Here is a 19,384-nt window from a genome sequence, read left to right on the forward strand (position 1 = left end):
GTAGGTAAAGCTGAGTGATGGTGGTGGGGGAAGGATTCGAACCTTCGAAGTCGATGACGGCAGATTTACAGTCTGCTCCCTTTGGCCGCTCGGGAACCCCACCACGGGGTAATGCTTGGTTTTACTGGCCTGCTTCCTTCTTGGGAAGCGGGGCGCATCATATCAAATGACGCGCCGCTGTAAAGCATTCGTTTACCGAAAATGAACTGTTTGCGTACTTTTCATCCGTAACGGATTAAAGCTAATCAATTCATTTCTCAAGTGATTAAAGAATGATCGTCCGATTACCGTAAACGAAGACGCGCTGAGCTAATACCTGATAAAGCGCACGGCTCAGTACGTTTTTCTCTACGTCTCGACCGGCACGCATCATATCTTCCGCGGTATAGGTATGATCGACGTGAATCACGTCCTGCATGATGATTGGACCTTCATCCAGATTATCGTTCACGTAGTGCGCCGTCGCACCCACAATCTTCACGCCGCGCTCATAGGCCTGGTGGTAAGGGCGTGCGCCGATAAATGCTGGCAGGAACGAATGGTGGATGTTGATAATCTTGTTCGGGAAACGAGAGACGAACTCAGGCGTCAGCACACGCATATATTTCGCCAGCACCACGTAGTCCGGCTCGTGCGCTTCGATAGCGTCGGCCATTAACTTATCATGCTCTTCGCGCGCCAGCCCTTCGTGGCTAACCAGTTGGAAAGGAATGTCAAAACGTTCAACAAGGGTGCGCAACGTTTCATGGTTGCCGATGACGGCCGCGATTTCGACATCCAGTCCGCCATAGTTGGCCTTCATCAACAGATCGCCAAGGCAGTGGGCTTCTTTCGTTACCAGAATCACGATACGGCGACGGCCTGCGGGGTTTAATTCACGAACAGAACCTTCCGGCAGCGCGCTGTCTAAGTCTGCGAGCAGGGTAGAGTCGTTAAAGATCCCTTCCAGCTCCGTACGCATAAAGAAGCGTCCGGTGCGGTGATCGACGAACTCGTTGTTCTGCACGATGTTTAATTCGTGCTTGTAGCAGATGTTGGTGATGCGCGCGATAAGCCCTTTTTGGTCAGGGCAGATGGTGCGAAGAACTTTACGTTGTATGGAATGCATTGCCGGGTAAATCCTGTTGATGATGTTTGCGAGGCTGTTATTGGGTTTATTACCCACAGCATTTTTTAAATTTTTTGCCAGAGCCGCATGGGCAGGGATCGTTTCTGCCAATGACCGGACGTGTGCCATCAATATAGTACCACTGACCGTTTTCTTTTAAGAATCGTGAACGCTCAATGATGGCACCATTCTTGTTATTTTCATGAAAACGGGCAACGAAGCTGACAAAACCTTCATCAGGCGTACGACCTGCTTCGGTGGCAAATACGGTAAGCCCAAGCCATTCGGTTCGGGAGAATCCGCTCTGGATATCGTCGCGGAAAGCCGCCGCCTGACACGAAGGGTGCCAGGTCTTTACCAGATAGTCGGCGTCTTGTTTAACGAAGGCGCTGTAACGTGAGCGCATAAGCAACGCTGGCTCGGGGGCGCATTCGCTACCGGACAGATAACGCTGGCAACATAAGCTATACTCGAGAGCGCTGCCGCAAGGGCAAAGTTCAGACAAAGACAACTCCTGAATCGATAATTAACGGCGAATTAACGCCTGATAGCACTATGTTAACCGAGCGCTGGCTATGATGCCACGCTATCAGTAAGAGGATGTTCATCGGTCGCAATGAGAAAACTTAAAATTGGCCTGGCATTAGGCTCAGGAGCTGCGCGGGGCTGGTCGCATATTGGTGTCATTAAGGCGCTACAGGAAATGGGTATCGAGGTTGATATCGTTGCAGGATGCTCAATCGGTTCGTTGGTTGGTGCGGCGTATGCCAGCAACCGTCTGCCTGAACTGGAAAAGTGGGTCTGCTCATTCAGCTACTGGGATGTGCTTCGTCTCATGGATCTTTCGTGGCGGCGGGGTGGACTACTGCGTGGGGAACGCGTCTTTAATCATTATCGACAGATTATGCCTAACGAGGTGATTGAGCAGTGCGAGCGACGCTTTGCTGCCGTTGCCACGAACCTCAGTACCGGACGCGAAATTTGGTTTACCGAAGGCGATCTCCATATGGCGGTACGTGCGTCGTGCAGCATTCCTGGGCTGATGGCGCCGGTATTACACAATGGCTATTGGCTTGTCGATGGTGCGGTAGTCAACCCGGTACCGGTATCGCTCACACGTGCGCTTGGTGCTGATATTGTTATTGCGGTTGATTTGCAGCATGACGCACACCTTATGCAGCAGGATCTTCTGTCTGTCAATCTTCAGCCTGATACGGAGATGAATGAATCGCCAGATGAGCTATCATGGCATGAGCGCCTTCGCGCCCGTTTAGGGCGAGTGGCTGCGCGTCGGTCGGTTGTTGCACCGACGGCGATGGAGATCATGACAACCTCAATACAAGTCCTGGAAAACAGGCTGAAGCGAAACCGTATGGCCGCGACCCGCCGGATATTATATTGCAGCCGTTCTGCCCCCAGATCTCAACTCTGGATTTCCATCGAGCCTCATCTGCGATAGCCGCGGGTCAACAAGCGGTTGAAAAAAAGACAGATGAGCTTTTGCCTTTAGTGCAGAGTTCAACTTAAGGCATTTTTTTCGACTACTTCAGCAAAATCTGAAAGGCGATTATCACAATAGCATGCCACTATTTACTTATCGTCGGGCAGGGGAGATATCATGACGCAGCCGTTGGCGGGAAAACAGATTTTAATAGTCGAAGACGAACCCGTTTTCCGCTCACTTATGGATTCATGGCTTTCGTCATTAGGCGCGAATACGCTGTTGGCGCAAGATGGCGTCGACGCCTTAGCGCAATTGGCGAACCAGAAACCCGATCTGATGATTTGCGACCTTGCCATGCCGCGCATGAACGGTCTCCAGTTGGTTGAGCACGTCCGTAATGCAGGACAGCAGATACCTATTCTGATTATCTCTGCCACTGAGAATATGGCTGATATCGCCAGGGCATTACGTCTTGGGGTACAGGATGTCTTATTAAAACCGGTTAAGGATCTTAATCGCTTGCGAGAGACTGTGCTCGCTTGCCTCTATCCCAATATGTTTAATTCGCGGGTTGAGGAAGAAGAGCGTCTGTTTGAAGATTGGGATGCCCTGGTTAACAATCCTGCCGCCGCTGCTAAACTCTTGCAGGAGTTACAGCCGCCGGTACAGCAAAATATTTCACACTGCCGTATAAATTATCGCCAATTAATGGCGGTGGATGCCCCTGGTTTGGTTCTGGATATTGCGCCATTGTCAGAACAGGATCTGGCGTTTTATTGTCTTGATGTTACTCGCGCCGGCGATAATGGCGTTTTGGCCGCGCTATTACTTCGCGTGCTTTTTAATGGCTTGTTGCAGGAACAGCTCTCGCATCAAGGCCAACGCCTACCTGAATTGGGGAGTTTGTTGAAACAGGTCAATCAGCTTTTGCGCCAGGCAAATCTTCCTGGGCAGTTCCCTCTATTGGTCGGTTATTACCATAGCGGATTAAAAAATCTGATCCTTGTGTCGGCTGGTTTGAATGGAACGTTAAATACCGGCGAGCATCAAATACAAATAAGCAATGGCGTCCCGTTAGGGACGTTAGGAACGGCTTATCTCAATCAAATAAGTCAACGTTGCACCTCATGGCAGTGCCAGATTTGGGGTGCCGGTGGCCGTTTGCGCTTAATGTTGTCTGCGGAATGAGCAAACGCATTTTTTTACAGGGATAGCTTTAACAGCTTATCTGCCATAGTGATACTATCTCCCAAATTGATGTGGATATACTCGTCATGTTTCAGCGTGCTGGTGCGTTAGCCAGGCTCATTATCTTTCGTTACAGCGATTAATCTGTACTTGAGTTTATGAGTGGCGTTCCCTCCTGTAGCTCTACGTCTTCGAGTATTTATCTTAATTCGAGGTCAACGCATCCTTTTCGGACCAGCCTCAGGTGGCTGTGATGATATACTCAATGCGTTATTAATTAACGAGCAAGTTCAAAGTTTGAACAGTTCAGGAGATTTGAATGGCTGCCCTAAATTCGAAAGTAAGAAAGGCTGTTATCCCGGTGGCGGGATTAGGTACAAGGATGCTGCCGGCTACCAAAGCAATTCCTAAAGAAATGCTGCCTTTGGTGGATAAGCCTTTAATTCAGTATGTTGTGAACGAGTGTATTGCAGCTGGTATCACTGAAATTGTACTGGTGACCCATTCTTCTAAGAATTCCATTGAAAACCACTTTGACACCAGTTTTGAGCTTGAAGCCATGCTGGAGAAGCGCGTAAAACGTCAGCTTCTGGAAGAAGTGCAGTCTATCTGCCCTCCACATGTAACCATCATGCAGGTCCGTCAAGGGCTGGCAAAAGGTCTTGGGCATGCGGTACTGTGCGCGCATCCGGTGGTAGGGGATGAACCTGTTGCCGTGATCCTGCCGGACGTTATTCTTGATGAATACGAGTCTGACTTAAGCCGCGAAAACCTCGCTGACATGATTGCACGTTTCGATGAAACGGGCGCAAGCCAGATCATGGTCGAACCGGTTGCAGACGTGACGGCATACGGTGTCGTTGACTGTAAGGGCGCCACACTGAACCCTGGCGACAGCGTGCCGATGGTTGGGGTTGTCGAGAAGCCGAAAGCGGACGTTGCACCTTCTAATCTCGCTGTTGTGGGGCGTTATGTGCTGAGTTCTGAGATCTGGGCTCTGCTTGCCAAAACCCCTCCGGGTGCTGGCGACGAAATTCAGTTAACCGACGCCATTGATATGCTGATCGAGAAAGAAACCGTTGAAGCGTATCACATGAAAGGCAAAAGCCACGACTGCGGTAATAAACTCGGTTATATGCAGGCATTTGTCGAATACGGTATTCGTCACAATACGCTAGGTGAAGATTTTAAAACCTGGCTGCAAGAGACGCTGGGCGTCGCGAAGTAATTTAACGAATGTCGCAAAAGTCGGGGAGACCCGGCTTTTTTTATTTCTAAATAACACAAATGGATAAAAAATGAGCGTCAATGTGCCTGCTGGTTATCAGTTGTCACATTTTTCAGATATAAAAAATCCCGCCGAAGCGGGACTTTTTACGAAGCAGATTGATTAACCTTACAGCAGGAAATCATCCAGGGTTTTACCCTGCTCATCCATTGCTTTTTTGATAACAGCTGGAGTACGACCCTGGCCAGTCCAGGTTTTGGTTTCGCCGTTCTCATCAACATAGCTATATTTAGCAGGACGCGCAGCGCGTTTAGCTTTAGTGCCAACTTTAGCAGCAGCCATGCTATTCAGCAGTTCGTTCGGATCAATTCCGTCTGCAATCAGCATTTCACGGTATTGTTGCAGTTTACGAGTGCGTTCTTCGATCTCAGCGGCTGCTGCGTTTTCTTCTTCACGGCGCTCGTTAACAACAACTTCTAATTTTTCCAGCATTTCTTCAAGCGTTTCAAGGGTGCATTCTCTTGCCTGCGCACGAAGAGTACGGATGTTGTTCAAAATTTTAAGTGCTTCGCTCATTGTAGTAATCTCAAACTTATATTGTGGGGTGGTTTGTTGAGGTAATAATAGAGCGATAAAATCAGTTGTGCAATAGGGAAGAATGTAAGGAATTCAAAATAACGTGTTATTTGGTGCGATATTTAATATGTATAAGTTAAATTGCTGACGAGCTTCGACATCTTCACGGTGCTTATTGCTGGGGCGAAATCGCGATAACACGCGGGGTGTAGGTGTGTTTTTACACGCAAATATACTCCGTATGGATAAATATCAACCTTATGTATTAGCCTGCATGCATCGACCCAACGCACGACTTTATAAAATGATGCATGGCGGTATCCTTCCGTCCTCACGACCTCTCCGGGCTTTCTGCAGCTGATTGTCCTCATGGATATTCATCTATTTGACTGATAGCGAGCGGTGATAAATTGTATACTTCCGGTTAGTAAGTTCATTGCAGCACAGTGACAATAACCGTGTGATGCTCAAGGGTGTACTGGTTTATGCCCATAGTTATGACGATGTTATTTTGCTGATGGTTACGTTTAATTTACAGATAACAATGGTGAGTACTTCGCTACACAAATTGTGGTCGATCACATTTTCAATGATGGACTCATTAATCTTTTCAACTATTAACCTTGCTAGCTATTTTTTACTGTCGAGTAGGAGTGCAGCAGCAGGGGGGGGGTATGAAAAAAACACCAAATAATTGAGTCTAATGATGATGTTACCGATGCATGTCACATAATTATGCAAGACGGTCGTTGAGGTATTGTTTAATATTGGACGCAGCGTGGTGTCCAGCTGTACGGTGCGTGCTTTCTTTATGTGTACGTATACATAGCGGTGGGATGACACAGGAAGCCTGGGGGTAAATATGTTACACTGCGCCCCGTTTAAAAAACGTATCGATTAGGACTCCTCAGCCAATGGCACAACTTTATTTCTACTACTCAGCAATGAATGCGGGGAAGTCGACGGCGCTTTTACAGTCGTCATACAATTACCAGGAACGGGGTATGCGAACCGTGGTTTATACCGCCGAAATAGACGACCGTTTCGGGGCAGGCAAAGTCAGCTCACGAATTGGTCTCTCTTCTCCAGCGAAGCTTTTTAATCAGACGAGTAACCTGTTTGCTGAAATAAGCGCTGAGAACGCACGTGAACCGGTTAATTGCGTGCTAGTGGATGAATGCCAATTCCTGACGCGTGAGCAGGTCTACGCGCTGTCTGACGTGGTAGATAACCTCGATATTCCCGTATTATGCTACGGACTGAGAACGGATTTCCGGGGCGAACTGTTCGGGGGGAGCCAGTATCTGCTTGCGCTCTCCGATAAGCTGGTTGAGCTAAAAACGATTTGCTTCTGCGGCCGTAAGGCCAGCATGGTACTACGTCTCGATCAGGAGGGTAGACCTTATAACGAGGGCGAGCAGGTGGTGATTGGCGGTAACGAGAGATACGTCTCCGTGTGCCGTAAGCACTACAAAGAAGCGCTGGAAGAAGGCTCACTGGCCGTCATTCAGGATAAGCATCGTAAGACCTGTCGTTCTTGTTAATCCTCTCCTGATGCGTTTGCTGCCGTTTTAGTGACGGTGAGGGAACGCAGAACCTATTAATTTCAGCCAGCCAGGCATAAAAAAGCCCCATCATGGATGGGGCTTGTTTTTTATGCTTTCAGCAAGAAATCAGCGGATTATTTCTTCGCTTTTTTTCTCAGCTTTAGCGGGTGCTGCTTCTTTCTTCTCTTCAACTGAACCTTCTACGAATTCACGACCGTAGTAAGTATCCAGCAGAATCTGTTTCAGTTCAGCAATCAGCGGATAACGCGGGTTAGCACCGGTACACTGGTCATCAAACGCATCTTCAGACAGTTTGTCGACGTGTGCCAGGAAGTCAGCTTCCTGTACGCCAGCTTCACGGATAGATTTAGGAATACCCAGTTCAGCTTTGATCTCATCCAGCCAGCCAAGCAGTTTTTCGATTTTCGCTGCGGTACGGTCGCCCGGTGCAGACAGACCCAGATGGTCAGCGATTTCAGCGTAACGACGACGCGCTTGTGGGCGGTCATACTGGCTGAAAGCAGTCTGTTTAGTTGGGTTGTCGTTCGCGTTATAACGAATAACGTTGCTGATCAGCAGGGCGTTCGCCAGACCGTGAGGAATGTGGAACTGAGAGCCCAGTTTGTGTGCCATAGAGTGACATACACCCAGGAAGGCGTTCGCAAACGCGATACCCGCGATGGTTGCTGCACTGTGTACGCGTTCACGTGCTACCGGGTTCTTAGAACCTTCATGGTAAGATGCTGGCAGGTTTTCTTTCAGCAGTTTCAGCGCCTGCAGAGCCTGACCGTCGGAGAACTCAGAAGCCAGTACGGAAACATAAGCTTCCAGGGCGTGAGTAACGGCATCCAGACCACCGAAAGCACACAGGGACTTCGGCATATCCATGACCAGGTTGGCGTCAACAATCGCCATGTCAGGAGTCAGCGCGTAGTCAGCCAGTGGGTATTTCTGGCCAGTTGCGTCGTCGGTTACAACCGCAAACGGAGTCACTTCAGAGCCGGTACCCGAAGTGGTGGTGATCGCAACCATTTTTGCTTTCACGCCCATTTTCGGGAACTTGTAGATACGTTTACGGATATCCATAAAGCGCAGCGCCAGTTCTTCGAAGTGCGTTTCTGGGTGTTCGTACATGACCCACATGATTTTTGCTGCGTCCATCGGGGAACCGCCGCCCAGCGCGATGATCACGTCTGGTTTGAAGGAGTTAGCCAGCTCTGCACCTTTACGAACGATGGTCAGAGTCGGGTCAGCTTCAACTTCGAAGAACACGTCAGTTTCAACGCCAGCAGCTTTCAGTACAGAAGTGATCTGGTCTGCATAACCGTTGTTGAACAGGAAGCGGTCAGTCACGATCAGCGCGCGTTTGTGGCCATCAGTAATCAGCTCATCTAACGCGATTGGCAGTGAGCCACGACGGAAGTAGATAGACTTCGGAAGTTTGTGCCACAACATGTTTTCAGCTCGCTTAGCAACGGTTTTCTTGTTGATCAGGTGCTTAGGACCAACGTTTTCAGAGATGGAGTTACCACCCCATGAACCACAACCCAGAGTCAGGGAAGGTGCGAGTTTGAAGTTGTAGAGGTCACCGATACCACCCTGAGAAGCAGGGGTGTTGATCAGGATACGCGCGGTTTTCATCATCTGACCGAAGTGAGCAACACGTTCTGGCTGGTTGTCCTGGTCGGTGTACAGGCAAGAGGTATGACCGATACCGCCCATCGCAACCAGTTTTTCAGCTTTCTCAACGGCATCGTTGAAGTCTTTTGCACGATACATCGCCAGGGTTGGAGACAGTTTTTCGTGTGCAAACGGCTCGCTTTCGTCAACAACTTTCACTTCACCAATCAGGATCTTAGTGGTTGCTGGAACGGTGAAGCCTGCCAGTTCAGCAATTTTGTATGCTGGCTGACCTACGATAGCGGCGTTCAGCGCGCCATTTTTCAGGATAATGTCCTGAACGGCTTTCAGCTCTTTGCCCTGCAGCATGTAGCCGCCGTGGCTGGCGAAACGTTCGCGAACGGCATCGTAAACGGAGTCAACAACAACAACGGACTGCTCAGAAGCACAGATAACGCCGTTATCGAAGGTTTTAGACATCAGCACGGATGCAACAGCACGTTTGATATCGGCGGTTTCGTCGATAACAACAGGGGTGTTACCTGCGCCAACGCCGATTGCTGGTTTACCGGAGCTGTATGCTGCTTTAACCATGCCTGGACCACCGGTCGCGAGGATCAGGTTAATGTCAGGATGATGCATCAGTGCGTTAGACAGTTCTACAGACGGTTGGTCAATCCAGCCGATCAGATCTTTTGGCGCGCCAGCAGCGATTGCTGCTTGCAGAACGATGTCCGCTGCTTTGTTGGTCGCATCTTTCGCACGTGGGTGCGGAGAGAAGATGATGGCGTTACGCGTCTTCAGGCTGATCAGCGATTTGAAGATAGCGGTAGAAGTTGGGTTAGTGGTTGGTACGATACCGCAGATGATGCCGATTGGTTCAGCGATGGTGATGGTACCGAAAGTGTCGTCTTCAGACAGAACACCACAGGTTTTTTCATCTTTATAGGCGTTGTAGATATATTCAGACGCGAAGTGGTTTTTGATCACTTTGTCTTCAACAATACCCATGCCAGATTCGGCAACGGCCATTTTTGCGAGAGGGATTCGAGCATCTGCAGCGGCCAGAGCGGCGGCGCGGAAGATTTTGTCAACTTGCTCTTGAGTGAAACTGGCATATTCACGCTGGGCTTTTTTTACGCGCTCTACAAGTGCGTTAAGTTCAGCGACATTAGTAACAGCCATAATGCTCTCCTGATAATGTTAAACTTTTTTAGTGAATCATCTGCTCGACAAGTCAGTATAGACAAATCGCCTGCAGCTGGCGAAAAAGTTAAGAAAACAAGGTGTTATCCACAACTGATTCACTGATTTACTAAAAGAGCTTTAATTTAGCCAAAGGAGCTCACCGAGCCGGATACGCCGTTTTTTATCAGAGCGTCTCCCTTTCGGTGTAAGCAGATTACTCACTTCTGAGTACGATTTGCATGATCTAAATCAAGTTTAAGCCAAGCTGACACCTTTCAGCATGACCCTTTTAGCAAATTATTAATGCTGTTAATCAATCGTGAGTAGAGGTGGGTTTAACATTAGCATATTTTATACAACTCAGTAACACTCTGTTTTGTACCCGGTTTTATGGATAATTCAGATGAACCTAAGGCTTAAACAGGGTATTGTCAGCGCAAATTATGGTTTGCCGTTCGTCAACTACTAACTTTTAATGATGCTCTGGGGTTAACGTGATTCAAACGCTGTTTGATTTTCCTATCTTCTTTAAGTTCTTTATCGGCCTGTTTGCACTGGTCAACCCGGTAGGGTTGATTCCCGTGTTCATCAGCCTGACAAGTAATCAGACGGCGATGGTACGCAACAAGACCAACCTGACGGCGAGTCTCTCTGTTGCCATTATCCTGCTAACTTCGCTTTTCCTTGGCGACGTTATTCTGCAACTGTTTGGAATTTCCATCGACTCTTTCCGTATAGCCGGTGGGATTCTGGTCGTCAGCATTGCGATGTCGATGATCAGCGGAAAACTGGGGGAGGATAAGCAGAATAAACAGGAAAAAACGGAAACCTCGGTACGAGAAAGCCTGGGCGTTGTGCCGCTTGCGCTGCCGCTGATGGCTGGTCCTGGGGCGATTAGCTCAACCATTGTGTGGGGGACGCGCTACCATTCCCTTCCTTATTTGTTAGGCTTTTCACTTTCTATCGTGCTTTTTGCTTATTGTTGTTGGGGCATTTTCCGTATTTCACCCGGGCTTGTGCGTATGCTGGGGCAGACAGGCATCAACGTTGTGACACGTATCATGGGGCTGCTACTGATGGCCCTGGGTATTGAGTTTATTGTGACGGGTATCAAATCTATCTTCCCGGGCCTGGTCGGTTAATTATTCTACGGCGGTAGTGACGCGCTAGCCGTCATTACCGCCGTGACTATCGGAAAAACATATTCTTCAACTTTTGTTACATGCCATACATAATTAATTTGAATGTTATGAAAAAATATTAAATATCAATAGGCTATAACTTCATTTCCTGCCTGCCATCTCGAACCATCATGTTATTTCTCTCACACCATACTCTGATGCTTGCTGTTAGATAATTGAAATGATATTAGTAATTTCAGTTTCAATGCAGAGTTATGTGCTAAAAAATAAGCAACTGTTAATTTTTTGTACAAAAAACACGCAAGCGTTCAACGCGCGCAGTTCCAGGACTGTTTTTTTATCTATCTATTTGAAAAATATTGAGTTCAGTTAGATTGGTTTTGCGATTACGCTAACGACCATCGCGCAGAATGTTGAACAAAAGAGAATTGGTTAACAAATTTGCAAATTATATTGGCGGCAGTGGTAGGCATTTGGTACTTTCCGGCCAGGGTAATTTTCAAGATAAAGTTTTGTAAACGATAATTGTTTCTAGTTGTAAATAGTTATGAACAGAATAAGAAAGGCTTCCCGACAGGGGGGAGGCTTTTAATGAATCGACGTCAGGTTGCCAATAAGAGCAATCGTAATAAAAAAGTCGGTGATAGCAGCAGTAAACGACCCGGCAGACGCAAAAATCTCCTGCGCTGTACGGGAACCCGAAAGGGGACTAAACAGGCTGGCGTGAGTCAGTAATAATAATGAACGGAGTATCAACACAATGTCCATCATCACAAAAAAAAGCCTGGTTGCGGCAGGCATTCTATCCGCACTGATCGCGGGAAGTGCTATGGCTGCAGATGTTCCTGCAGGCGTGCAGTTGGCAAGCAAGCAAACGCTCGTGCGTAACAGTGGCGCAGAACCACAGTCTCTCGACCCGAATAAAATTGAAGGGGTACCTGAGGCGAATATTAGTCGCGACCTGTTCGAAGGGTTGCTGAATACCTCTCCTAAAGACGGTCACCCGATTCCGGGCGTTGCAGAAAGCTGGGATAATAAAGACTTTAAAGTCTGGACATTCCACCTGCGTAAAGACGCTAAATGGTCTAACGGCCAACCGGTTACCGCACAAGATTTCGTATATAGCTGGCAGCGCCTGGTGGATCCGCAAACTGCTTCCCCCTATGCGAGCTATCCGCAGTACGGCCATATCGTGAACGTTGATGAGATCATCGACGGTAAAAAAGCGCCGAGTGAACTGGGCGTGAAAGCGCTGGATGACCACACGCTGGAAGTCACCTTGAGTGAACCAGTGCCTTACTTCTATAAATTGCTGGTTAACCCGGCCATGTCTCCGGTCTACAAGCCAGCCATTGAAAAATTCGGCGAAAAATGGACTCAGCCTGGTAATATCGTGACCAACGGTGCTTACACCCTGAAAGATTGGGTTGTTAACGAACGTATCGTGATGGCACGTAACCCGCAGTATTGGGACAACGCCAAAACCGTCGTTGACGAAGTTACCTGGCTGCCAACGTCTTCTGAAGTGACCTATGTGAACCGCTACCGTAGCGGTGAGCTGGATATGACCTATAACCAGCTGCCAATTGAACTGTTCCAGAAGCTGAAAAAAGAGATCCCGAACGAAGTTCACGTCGATCCGTATCTGTGTACTTATTACTACGAAATTAACAACCAGAAAGCACCATTTACCGACGCACGTGTTCGTACCGCGCTGAAGCTGGGTCTGGATCGCGATATTATCGCCAACAAAGTGAAAGGCCAGGGCGACCTGCCTGCATATGGCTACACTCCGCCGTATACCGATGGCGCGAAGCTGACCGAGCCAGAATGGTTCAAGTGGTCACAGGAAAAACGTAACGAAGAAGGTAAGAAACTGCTGGCTGAAGCAGGCTATACCGCTGACAAGCCGCTGACCTTCAACCTGCTGTACAACACCTCCGATTTGCACAAGAAACTGGCTATCGCAGCGGCTTCTCTGTGGCGTAAAAACCTCGGCGTAGAAGTGAAGCTGGTGAACCAGGAATGGAAAACCTTCCTTGATACCCGTCACCAGGGTACCTACGACGTTGCGCGTGCGGGCTGGTGTGCGGATTATAACGAACCCACTTCCTTCCTGAACACCATGCTGTCCGGCAGCTCCATGAACACGGCGCACTATAAGAGCGAAGCGTTCGATAAGATCATGGCTGAGTCCGTGAAAGCGTCTAATGAAGAACAGCGTACCGCCGCGTATGCGAAAGCTGAACAACAGCTGGATAAAGATACCGCGATCGTACCGGTCTATTACTATGTGAACGCCCGTCTGGTGAAACCATGGGTTGGCGGCTACACCGGTAAAGACCCGATGGATAACGTTTATACTAAAGATCTCTACGTTATCAAGCATTAATGGCAATACGTGGGGCGGGTGCTGGCTCGCTCCATCGTGTCTTATTTGAGAGCAGTGCAAAGGCACATGCCAGAAGGTACGGGCAATGTTAAAATTTATATTACGTCGCTGTCTGGAAGCCATTCCGACGCTATTTATTCTTATTACTATTTCCTTCTTTATGATGCGTCTCGCCCCGGGAAGTCCGTTTACGGGTGAACGTACGCTGCCGCCAGAAGTGATGGCGAATATCGAAGCGAAATACCATTTAAACGATCCAATTCTGGTTCAGTACGGTAATTACCTGAAGCAGCTTGCTCATGGTGATTTCGGTCCCTCCTTTAAATATAAAGATTATACGGTTAACGATCTGGTGGCGGTGAGCTTCCCGGTATCCGCGAAGTTGGGCGCCGCGGCGTTCCTGCTGGCCGTTATATTCGGTGTCACTGCCGGGGTTATTGCGGCCTTAAAACAGAACACCAAATGGGATTACGCGGTCATGGGGGTGGCAATGACCGGGGTGGTCATACCGAGCTTCGTTGTCGCGCCGCTGCTGGTGATGATATTTGCGATCACACTGCATTGGCTGCCCGGTGGTGGCTGGAACGGCGGGGCGATTCAATTCATGATCCTGCCGATGGTGGCGCTCTCTCTGGCTTATATTGCCAGCATTGCGCGTATTACCCGCGGCTCGATGATTGAAGTTTTACACTCCAACTTCATCCGTACCGCACGGGCGAAAGGGTTGCCGATGCGGCGGATTATTTTCCGTCACGCGTTAAAACCTGCGCTGTTGCCGGTGCTTTCTTATATGGGGCCTGCCTTCGTCGGTATCATTACCGGTTCGATGGTCATTGAGACAATCTACGGTTTGCCGGGGATTGGACAGCTGTTCGTTAACGGGGCGCTTAACCGCGATTACTCCCTGGTGCTGAGTCTGACCATTCTGGTTGGCGCACTGACGATCCTGTTTAACGCGGTAGTAGACGTGCTCTACGCCGTAATTGACCCGAAAATCCGTTACTAAGGCTGGAGTTCGCCATGATGTTAAGTAAAAAAAGCAGCGAGGCGCTGGAAAACTTCAGTGAAAAGCTGGAAGTCGAAGGGCGTAGCCTGTGGCAGGATGCGCGTCGACGTTTCATGCATAACCGCGCCGCGGTAGCCAGCCTGGTTGTATTGGTTCTTATTGCGCTGTTCGTGACGCTGGCCCCGATCTTGTCGCAGTTCTCCTACTTCGACACCGACTGGGGCATGATGTCTAACGCACCGGATATGGCCTCCGGGCACTACTTCGGTACCGACTCCTCCGGGCGTGACCTGCTGGTGCGCGTGGCCATCGGTGGACGTATTTCCTTAATGGTTGGGATCGCCGCCGCGCTGGTGGCTGTGATTGTGGGTACGCTCTATGGCTCACTGTCCGGCTATCTGGGCGGTAAAGTTGACTCAGTGATGATGCGCTTGCTGGAAATCCTCAACTCCTTCCCGTTCATGTTCTTCGTGATACTGCTGGTCACTTTCTTTGGGCAAAACATCCTGCTTATCTTCGTGGCTATCGGGATGGTGTCCTGGCTGGATATGGCGCGTATCGTGCGTGGTCAGACCCTAAGTCTGAAGCGTAAAGAGTTTATTGAAGCGGCGCAGGTTGGTGGTGTTTCTACGGTGAGCATTGTGGTTCGTCATATCGTGCCAAACGTACTGGGCGTGGTGGTGGTGTACGCCTCACTGCTGGTACCGAGCATGATTCTGTTTGAATCCTTCCTGAGCTTCCTCGGCCTGGGTACCCAGGAGCCGCTAAGTAGCTGGGGCGCACTGTTAAGCGATGGGGCGAACTCAATGGAAGTTTCGCCGTGGCTGCTGCTGTTCCCGGCTGGATTCCTGGTTGTGACCCTGTTCTGTTTTAACTTTATCGGCGATGGCCTGCGTGATGCCCTCGACCCGAAAGACCGTTAAGGAGAGTTGCCATGAGCACAATTGAAACGGCAACGGCATCTGAGCGGTTGCTAAACGTAAAAGATTTACGCGTGACTTTTAAAACGCCGGACGGTGACGTAACGGCCGTGAACGACCTCAACTTTAGCCTGCATGCGGGCGAAACGCTGGGTATCGTTGGTGAGTCGGGTTCCGGTAAGTCGCAGACCGCGTTTGCGCTGATGGGGCTATTGGCCAGCAACGGGCATATTGGGGGGGCGGCGCTGTTTAACGGCAAAGAGATCCTTAACCTGCCTGAGCATCAGCTAAACAAGCTGCGTGCCGAGCAGATCTCGATGATTTTCCAGGACCCAATGACCTCGTTGAACCCGTATATGCGCGTCGACGAGCAGCTCATGGAAGTCCTGATGCTGCATAAAGGCATGGGCAAGGCTGAAGCGTTTGAAGAGTCGGTCAGAATGCTCGATGCGGTCAAAATGCCGGAAGCGCGTAAGCGCATGAAGATGTATCCGCACGAATTCTCCGGCGGGATGCGTCAGCGCGTGATGATCGCCATGGCGCTGCTGTGCCGGCCAAAACTGCTGATTGCTGATGAACCAACTACCGCGCTGGACGTGACCGTTCAGGCGCAAATTATGACCCTGTTGAATGAGCTGAAGCGCGAGTTCAATACGGCGATTATCATGATCACCCACGATCTGGGCGTTGTGGCTGGGATCTGCGATAAGGTGCTGGTGATGTACGCCGGGCGGACCATGGAATACGGTAAAGCGCGCGATGTCTTCTATCATCCTGCACATCCTTATTCTATTGGTCTTCTGAATGCTGTACCACGTCTTGATGCTGAGGGTGAATCGCTGTTAACCATCCCTGGTAACCCACCGAACTTACTGCGCTTGCCGACCGGTTGTCCATTCCAGCCTCGCTGTCCACATGCGATGGAAGCATGCAATAGCGCGCCACCGCTGGAAGAGTTTGCGCCAGGCCGTTTGCGTGCCTGCTTTAGAAACGTGGGGGAGCTGGTATGAGCGCCGTAACTGATGAAAGAAAAGTCCTGCTCGAAATTGCAGACTTAAAGGTTCACTTCGAGATTAAAGACGGGAAACAGTGGTTCTGGCAGCCACCAAAAACGTTGAAAGCGGTTGATGGCGTCACCCTGCGTTTGTACGAAGGTGAGACGCTGGGCGTGGTGGGGGAATCAGGTTGCGGTAAGTCGACGTTTGCTCGTGCCATTATTGGGCTGGTGAAGGCGACAGAAGGCAAAGTGGCCTGGCTTGGCAAAGATCTTCTGGGGATGAAACCGGATGAGTGGCGCGCCGTGCGCAGCGATATCCAGATGATTTTCCAGGACCCGCTGGCTTCGCTGAACCCGCGTATGACCATCGGTGAGATCATTGCCGAACCGCTGCGCACGTATTATCCGAAGATGCCGCGCCAGGAAGTTCGCGACAAAGTGAAAACCATGATGATGAAGGTTGGGCTGTTGCCAAACCTCGTCAACCGCTATCCACATGAGTTTTCCGGTGGTCAGTGCCAGCGTATCGGTATTGCCCGTGCGCTGATTCTGGAACCGAAGCTGATTATCTGTGATGAACCCGTATCGGCGCTGGACGTTTCAATCCAGGCGCAGGTAGTGAACCTGCTCCAGCAGCTACAGCGTGAAATGGGGCTATCGCTGATCTTCATCGCTCACGATCTGGCGGTGGTGAAGCACATTTCCGACCGTGTGCTGGTGATGTATCTGGGTCATGCAGTGGAGCTTGGCACCTACGATGAGGTGTACAACAATCCGCTTCACCCGTACACCAAGGCATTAATGTCTGCTGTCCCGGTTCCTGACCCGGATATGGAGAAGAACAAAACCATCCAGCTACTGGAAGGGGAGCTACCTTCGCCGATTAATCCGCCATCAGGCTGTGTATTCCGTACGCGCTGTCCGCTGGCAGGTCCAGAATGTGCGAAAACGCGTCCACTTCTGGAAGGGAGTTTCCGCCACGCGGTTTCCTGTCTTAAAGTAGACCCGTTATAATCGTCAGGGCTGGCAAGTTGCCAGCCCTTTTTATTTTGACGAGGAGATAACGTGGCGGGTATTAGCGCTTTGCGCCATCGTCTTTATCATTTCTTATTCGATCAGCGTACGTTGTCAGGCCGACGGTTTGAAGCCCTGTGCGGTTTGTTTGCGCTATTAAGCGTTGTCGTTATTTTTATCGAATCAGGGATTGGCACAACCTACCATCTGACGTTTGATGAATGGCACACATTTGTCATGCTAGAAGTGGGGTTTACCTTGATGTTTACCCTGGAGTATTTCCTGCGCGTGCTTTGTTGGCCAAAACCGGCAAAATACGTTTTCAGTTTCTGGGGATTTATCGACCTTGCCACCATTTTACCGCTGTACGTCATATTATTATGGCCGCAGATAGGTGTGGAATACCTGTTCGCCTGGCGAGCAATGCGCGTGATCCGCGTATTACGTATTCTTAAATTACTGCGTCTGATGCCGGCATTAAATAGCCTGTGGGGCGCGATTGTTAACTCCCGACATCAGCTTATTCTGTTCTATGCCTTTATTGGCATTGTCATGGTTGTCGCGGGTGCGCTGATGTATGGTATCGAAGGGCCGGTTAACGGCTTTACCACGCTGAGCACATCGGTTTATTGGGCTATTGTGACGGTGACAACGGTGGGCTATGGCGACATCACGCCGCACACCGCGGCAGGGCGAATGGTGGCATCCGTCCTCATCTTGATAGGCTACTCGGTGATTGCTATCCCGACGGGGATTATCACTTCTCAGATGACCAATGAATTTCAAAAACGCCGTCATGAACGCGTTTGTCCGCACTGTAAGCAGCGTGACCACGACCCTAAGGCGCGTTACTGTAACGGCTGTGGCACCTCGCTTCCTCACGAATACGGGGCATAAAAAAGGGCAGCTTTATGCTGCCCTTTAATCAATATTGGACTTATTCGCGCCACAGAATATGGCAGAGCTTGTGATCCTTTTCGCGGCACAGCAGAATGCGCGCAAAAACATCATTCAGTTCGCCGCCATCGGTTTCCGCCAGACCAATGACCACTTCTGCGAAGAAGTCTGGATTCAGGTCGTAATCGACGTGTTCCTGCCAGTCTTCCGATGGGTCGAACAGCTCAGCGCCGCCGCGTTCTTCAAACTGCAGGTTGAACAGAATAACATCGGCGGGGTCGAGATTATCGACGGCCAGCTCGAGGAAAATGTCGTAAGCCTGCTCAAGCGTTTCGTCTTCAGTAAGACGATTATTTAAATCCATATCCATGATGGCTACCTGTTGAGTTCTATTGGGCACGTTTTACAGCAACGGGCTGAAGAAGTAAAACAGACGTTCGGCAATGCGGTGCCAGAAAGGACGTTTTACCCATAACCGCGCATCCAGTAAGCGGGAGCGGGAAATATAGTCGTCCTGAACAGAGGCTAAATCGGCGCCGAATCCGGCATCATCAATCACTAGCGTAATTTCGAAATTGAGCCACAGGCTGCGCATATCGAGGTTCACGGTACCGACCAGGCTTAGCTCGCCGTCAACCAGTACGCTCTTGGTGTGCAGCAGACCGCCTTCGAATTGATAAATCTTCACGCCTGCAGCCAGTAGTTCGGTAAAGAAGGCGCGGCTTGCCCAACCGACCAACACCGAATCGTTCTTACGCGGCAGGATGATGCTAACATCAACACCGCGCTGGGCGGCGGTACAGATGGCGTGCAGCAAATCTTCGCTCGGGACGAAATAAGGGGTGGTCATGATCAGGTACTCACGGGCGGAGTACGCCGCAGTCAGTAACGCCTGGTGAATCAAATCTTCCGGGAAACCAGGCCCCGAGGCGATGGTCTGAATAGTGTGTCCGCTGGCCTCTTCAAACGGCATAATATTGAGGTCTGGCGCGGGCGGTAATAGGCGTTTGCCGGTTTCTATCTCCCAGTCGCAGGAGTAAACAATACCCATGCCGGTGGCTATTGGGCCTTCCATGCGCGCCATCAGGTCTATCCACTGACCGACGCCGGAGTCTTG

The 19,384-nt window shown here is 50.0% G+C and carries 16 protein-coding genes, 1 tRNA gene and 1 pseudogene; 11 read left to right on the forward strand and 7 right to left on the reverse strand.

The window, feature by feature from the left end; all coding sequences use genetic code 11:
* Positions 1-18: 18 nt before the first annotated feature.
* The 3 genes from GKAS_RS17035 to GKAS_RS17045 form a co-directional block, all read right to left on the reverse strand.
* Positions 19-103, reverse strand: a tRNA-Tyr gene (locus GKAS_RS17035).
* A 162-nt stretch (positions 104-265) separates the two neighbouring features.
* Complete coding sequence (gene purU, locus GKAS_RS17040) at positions 266-1,108, reverse strand: formyltetrahydrofolate deformylase (protein WP_035896037.1); 843 nt, start codon at positions 1,106-1,108, stop codon at positions 266-268.
* 49 nt (positions 1,109-1,157) lie between these two features.
* Entirely contained in the window at positions 1,158-1,613 is a 456-nt protein-coding gene (locus GKAS_RS17045; protein ID WP_035896039.1) for a YchJ family protein, read from the reverse strand.
* 111 nt (positions 1,614-1,724) lie between these two features.
* Here GKAS_RS17045 and rssA point away from each other — a divergent pair.
* From rssA to galU, 3 genes and pseudogenes are all read left to right on the forward strand, one after another.
* Positions 1,725-2,635, forward strand: a pseudogene (gene rssA, locus GKAS_RS17050) (patatin-like phospholipase RssA).
* Between the two features lie 91 nt (positions 2,636-2,726).
* On the forward strand, positions 2,727-3,740 hold the full coding sequence (gene rssB, locus GKAS_RS17055) for a two-component system response regulator RssB (protein ID WP_035896041.1): 1,014 nt from the start codon (positions 2,727-2,729) through the stop codon (positions 3,738-3,740).
* A 319-nt stretch (positions 3,741-4,059) separates the two neighbouring features.
* The gene (galU, locus tag GKAS_RS17060; RefSeq protein ID WP_035896043.1) at positions 4,060-4,968 is read left to right on the forward strand and encodes a UTP--glucose-1-phosphate uridylyltransferase GalU; all 909 of its coding nucleotides are present in this window, start codon (positions 4,060-4,062) and stop codon (positions 4,966-4,968) included.
* A gap of 168 nt (positions 4,969-5,136) precedes the next feature.
* Here the strand turns inward: galU and hns are convergent, their stop codons facing one another.
* Positions 5,137-5,544, reverse strand: a complete 408-nt coding sequence (hns, locus tag GKAS_RS17065) for a histone-like nucleoid-structuring protein H-NS (protein WP_035896045.1) — start codon at positions 5,542-5,544, stop codon at positions 5,137-5,139.
* A gap of 914 nt (positions 5,545-6,458) precedes the next feature.
* Between hns and tdk the strand changes: the two genes are divergently transcribed.
* A complete protein-coding gene (gene tdk, locus GKAS_RS17070; RefSeq protein WP_035896047.1) occupies positions 6,459-7,088 on the forward strand; it encodes a thymidine kinase in 630 nt (209 codons plus the stop codon).
* A gap of 129 nt (positions 7,089-7,217) precedes the next feature.
* Here tdk and adhE read toward each other — a convergent pair whose 3' ends face one another.
* Entirely contained in the window at positions 7,218-9,896 is a 2,679-nt protein-coding gene (gene adhE / locus GKAS_RS17075) for a bifunctional acetaldehyde-CoA/alcohol dehydrogenase (RefSeq protein ID WP_035896049.1), read from the reverse strand.
* Positions 9,897-10,393: 497 nt separating this feature from the next.
* On the opposite strand from adhE, the gene GKAS_RS17080 reads away from it, so the two are divergent.
* The 7 genes from GKAS_RS17080 (at position 10,394) to GKAS_RS17110 (ending at position 18,267) form a co-directional block, all read left to right on the forward strand.
* Complete coding sequence (locus GKAS_RS17080; RefSeq protein WP_035896051.1) at positions 10,394-11,041, forward strand: YchE family NAAT transporter; 648 nt, start codon at positions 10,394-10,396, stop codon at positions 11,039-11,041.
* A 760-nt stretch (positions 11,042-11,801) separates the two neighbouring features.
* Positions 11,802-13,433 carry an oligopeptide ABC transporter substrate-binding protein OppA gene (gene oppA, locus GKAS_RS17085; protein ID WP_035896054.1) on the forward strand — a complete coding sequence of 544 codons (1,632 nt, stop codon included), beginning with the start codon at positions 11,802-11,804 and terminating at the stop codon, positions 13,431-13,433.
* 85 nt (positions 13,434-13,518) lie between these two features.
* A complete protein-coding gene (gene oppB, locus GKAS_RS17090) occupies positions 13,519-14,439 on the forward strand; it encodes an oligopeptide ABC transporter permease OppB (protein ID WP_035896056.1) in 921 nt (306 codons plus the stop codon).
* Positions 14,440-14,453: 14 nt separating this feature from the next.
* Positions 14,454-15,362, forward strand: a complete 909-nt coding sequence (gene oppC, locus GKAS_RS17095) for an oligopeptide ABC transporter permease OppC (RefSeq protein ID WP_035896058.1) — start codon at positions 14,454-14,456, stop codon at positions 15,360-15,362.
* Between the two features lie 11 nt (positions 15,363-15,373).
* The gene (gene oppD, locus GKAS_RS17100) at positions 15,374-16,369 is read left to right on the forward strand and encodes an ABC transporter ATP-binding protein (protein WP_035896060.1); all 996 of its coding nucleotides are present in this window, start codon (positions 15,374-15,376) and stop codon (positions 16,367-16,369) included.
* On the forward strand, positions 16,366-17,370 hold the full coding sequence (oppF, locus tag GKAS_RS17105; RefSeq protein ID WP_035896062.1) for a murein tripeptide/oligopeptide ABC transporter ATP-binding protein OppF: 1,005 nt from the start codon (positions 16,366-16,368) through the stop codon (positions 17,368-17,370). The genes oppD and oppF overlap by 4 nt, the downstream gene beginning before the upstream one ends.
* A gap of 51 nt (positions 17,371-17,421) precedes the next feature.
* Positions 17,422-18,267 carry an ion transporter gene (locus GKAS_RS17110; protein WP_035896064.1) on the forward strand — a complete coding sequence of 282 codons (846 nt, stop codon included), beginning with the start codon at positions 17,422-17,424 and terminating at the stop codon, positions 18,265-18,267.
* Between the two features lie 40 nt (positions 18,268-18,307).
* On the opposite strand, the gene GKAS_RS17115 is transcribed toward GKAS_RS17110, so the two are convergent.
* On the reverse strand, positions 18,308-18,637 hold the full coding sequence (locus GKAS_RS17115; protein WP_035896066.1) for an HI1450 family dsDNA-mimic protein: 330 nt from the start codon (positions 18,635-18,637) through the stop codon (positions 18,308-18,310).
* A gap of 33 nt (positions 18,638-18,670) precedes the next feature.
* Positions 18,671-19,384, reverse strand: a 714-nt coding sequence (gene cls / locus GKAS_RS17120; RefSeq protein WP_035896068.1) for a cardiolipin synthase, incomplete at its 5' end; no start/stop codon positions are given.

The organism is Kluyvera ascorbata ATCC 33433 (assembly GCF_000735365.1).
Classification (GTDB): domain Bacteria; phylum Pseudomonadota; class Gammaproteobacteria; order Enterobacterales; family Enterobacteriaceae; genus Kluyvera; species Kluyvera ascorbata.

Bases quoted from the DNA above. Each gene is read 5' to 3' on its own strand.
- purU (WP_035896037.1), bottom strand. From the start codon at position 1,108: ATGCATTCCATACAACGTAAAGTTCTTCGCACCATCTGCCCTGACCAA.
- rssB (WP_035896041.1), top strand. From the start codon at position 2,727: ATGACGCAGCCGTTGGCGGGAAAACAGATTTTAATAGTCGAAGACGAA.
- galU (WP_035896043.1), top strand. From the start codon at position 4,060: ATGGCTGCCCTAAATTCGAAAGTAAGAAAGGCTGTTATCCCGGTGGCG.
- hns (WP_035896045.1), bottom strand. From the start codon at position 5,544: ATGAGCGAAGCACTTAAAATTTTGAACAACATCCGTACTCTTCGTGCG.
- tdk (WP_035896047.1), top strand. From the start codon at position 6,459: ATGGCACAACTTTATTTCTACTACTCAGCAATGAATGCGGGGAAGTCG.
- adhE (WP_035896049.1), bottom strand. From the start codon at position 9,896: ATGGCTGTTACTAATGTCGCTGAACTTAACGCACTTGTAGAGCGCGTA.
- oppA (WP_035896054.1), top strand. From the start codon at position 11,802: ATGTCCATCATCACAAAAAAAAGCCTGGTTGCGGCAGGCATTCTATCC.
- oppB (WP_035896056.1), top strand. From the start codon at position 13,519: ATGTTAAAATTTATATTACGTCGCTGTCTGGAAGCCATTCCGACGCTA.
- oppC (WP_035896058.1), top strand. From the start codon at position 14,454: ATGATGTTAAGTAAAAAAAGCAGCGAGGCGCTGGAAAACTTCAGTGAA.
- oppD (WP_035896060.1), top strand. From the start codon at position 15,374: ATGAGCACAATTGAAACGGCAACGGCATCTGAGCGGTTGCTAAACGTA.
- oppF (WP_035896062.1), top strand. From the start codon at position 16,366: ATGAGCGCCGTAACTGATGAAAGAAAAGTCCTGCTCGAAATTGCAGAC.
- GKAS_RS17115 (WP_035896066.1), bottom strand. From the start codon at position 18,637: ATGGATATGGATTTAAATAATCGTCTTACTGAAGACGAAACGCTTGAG.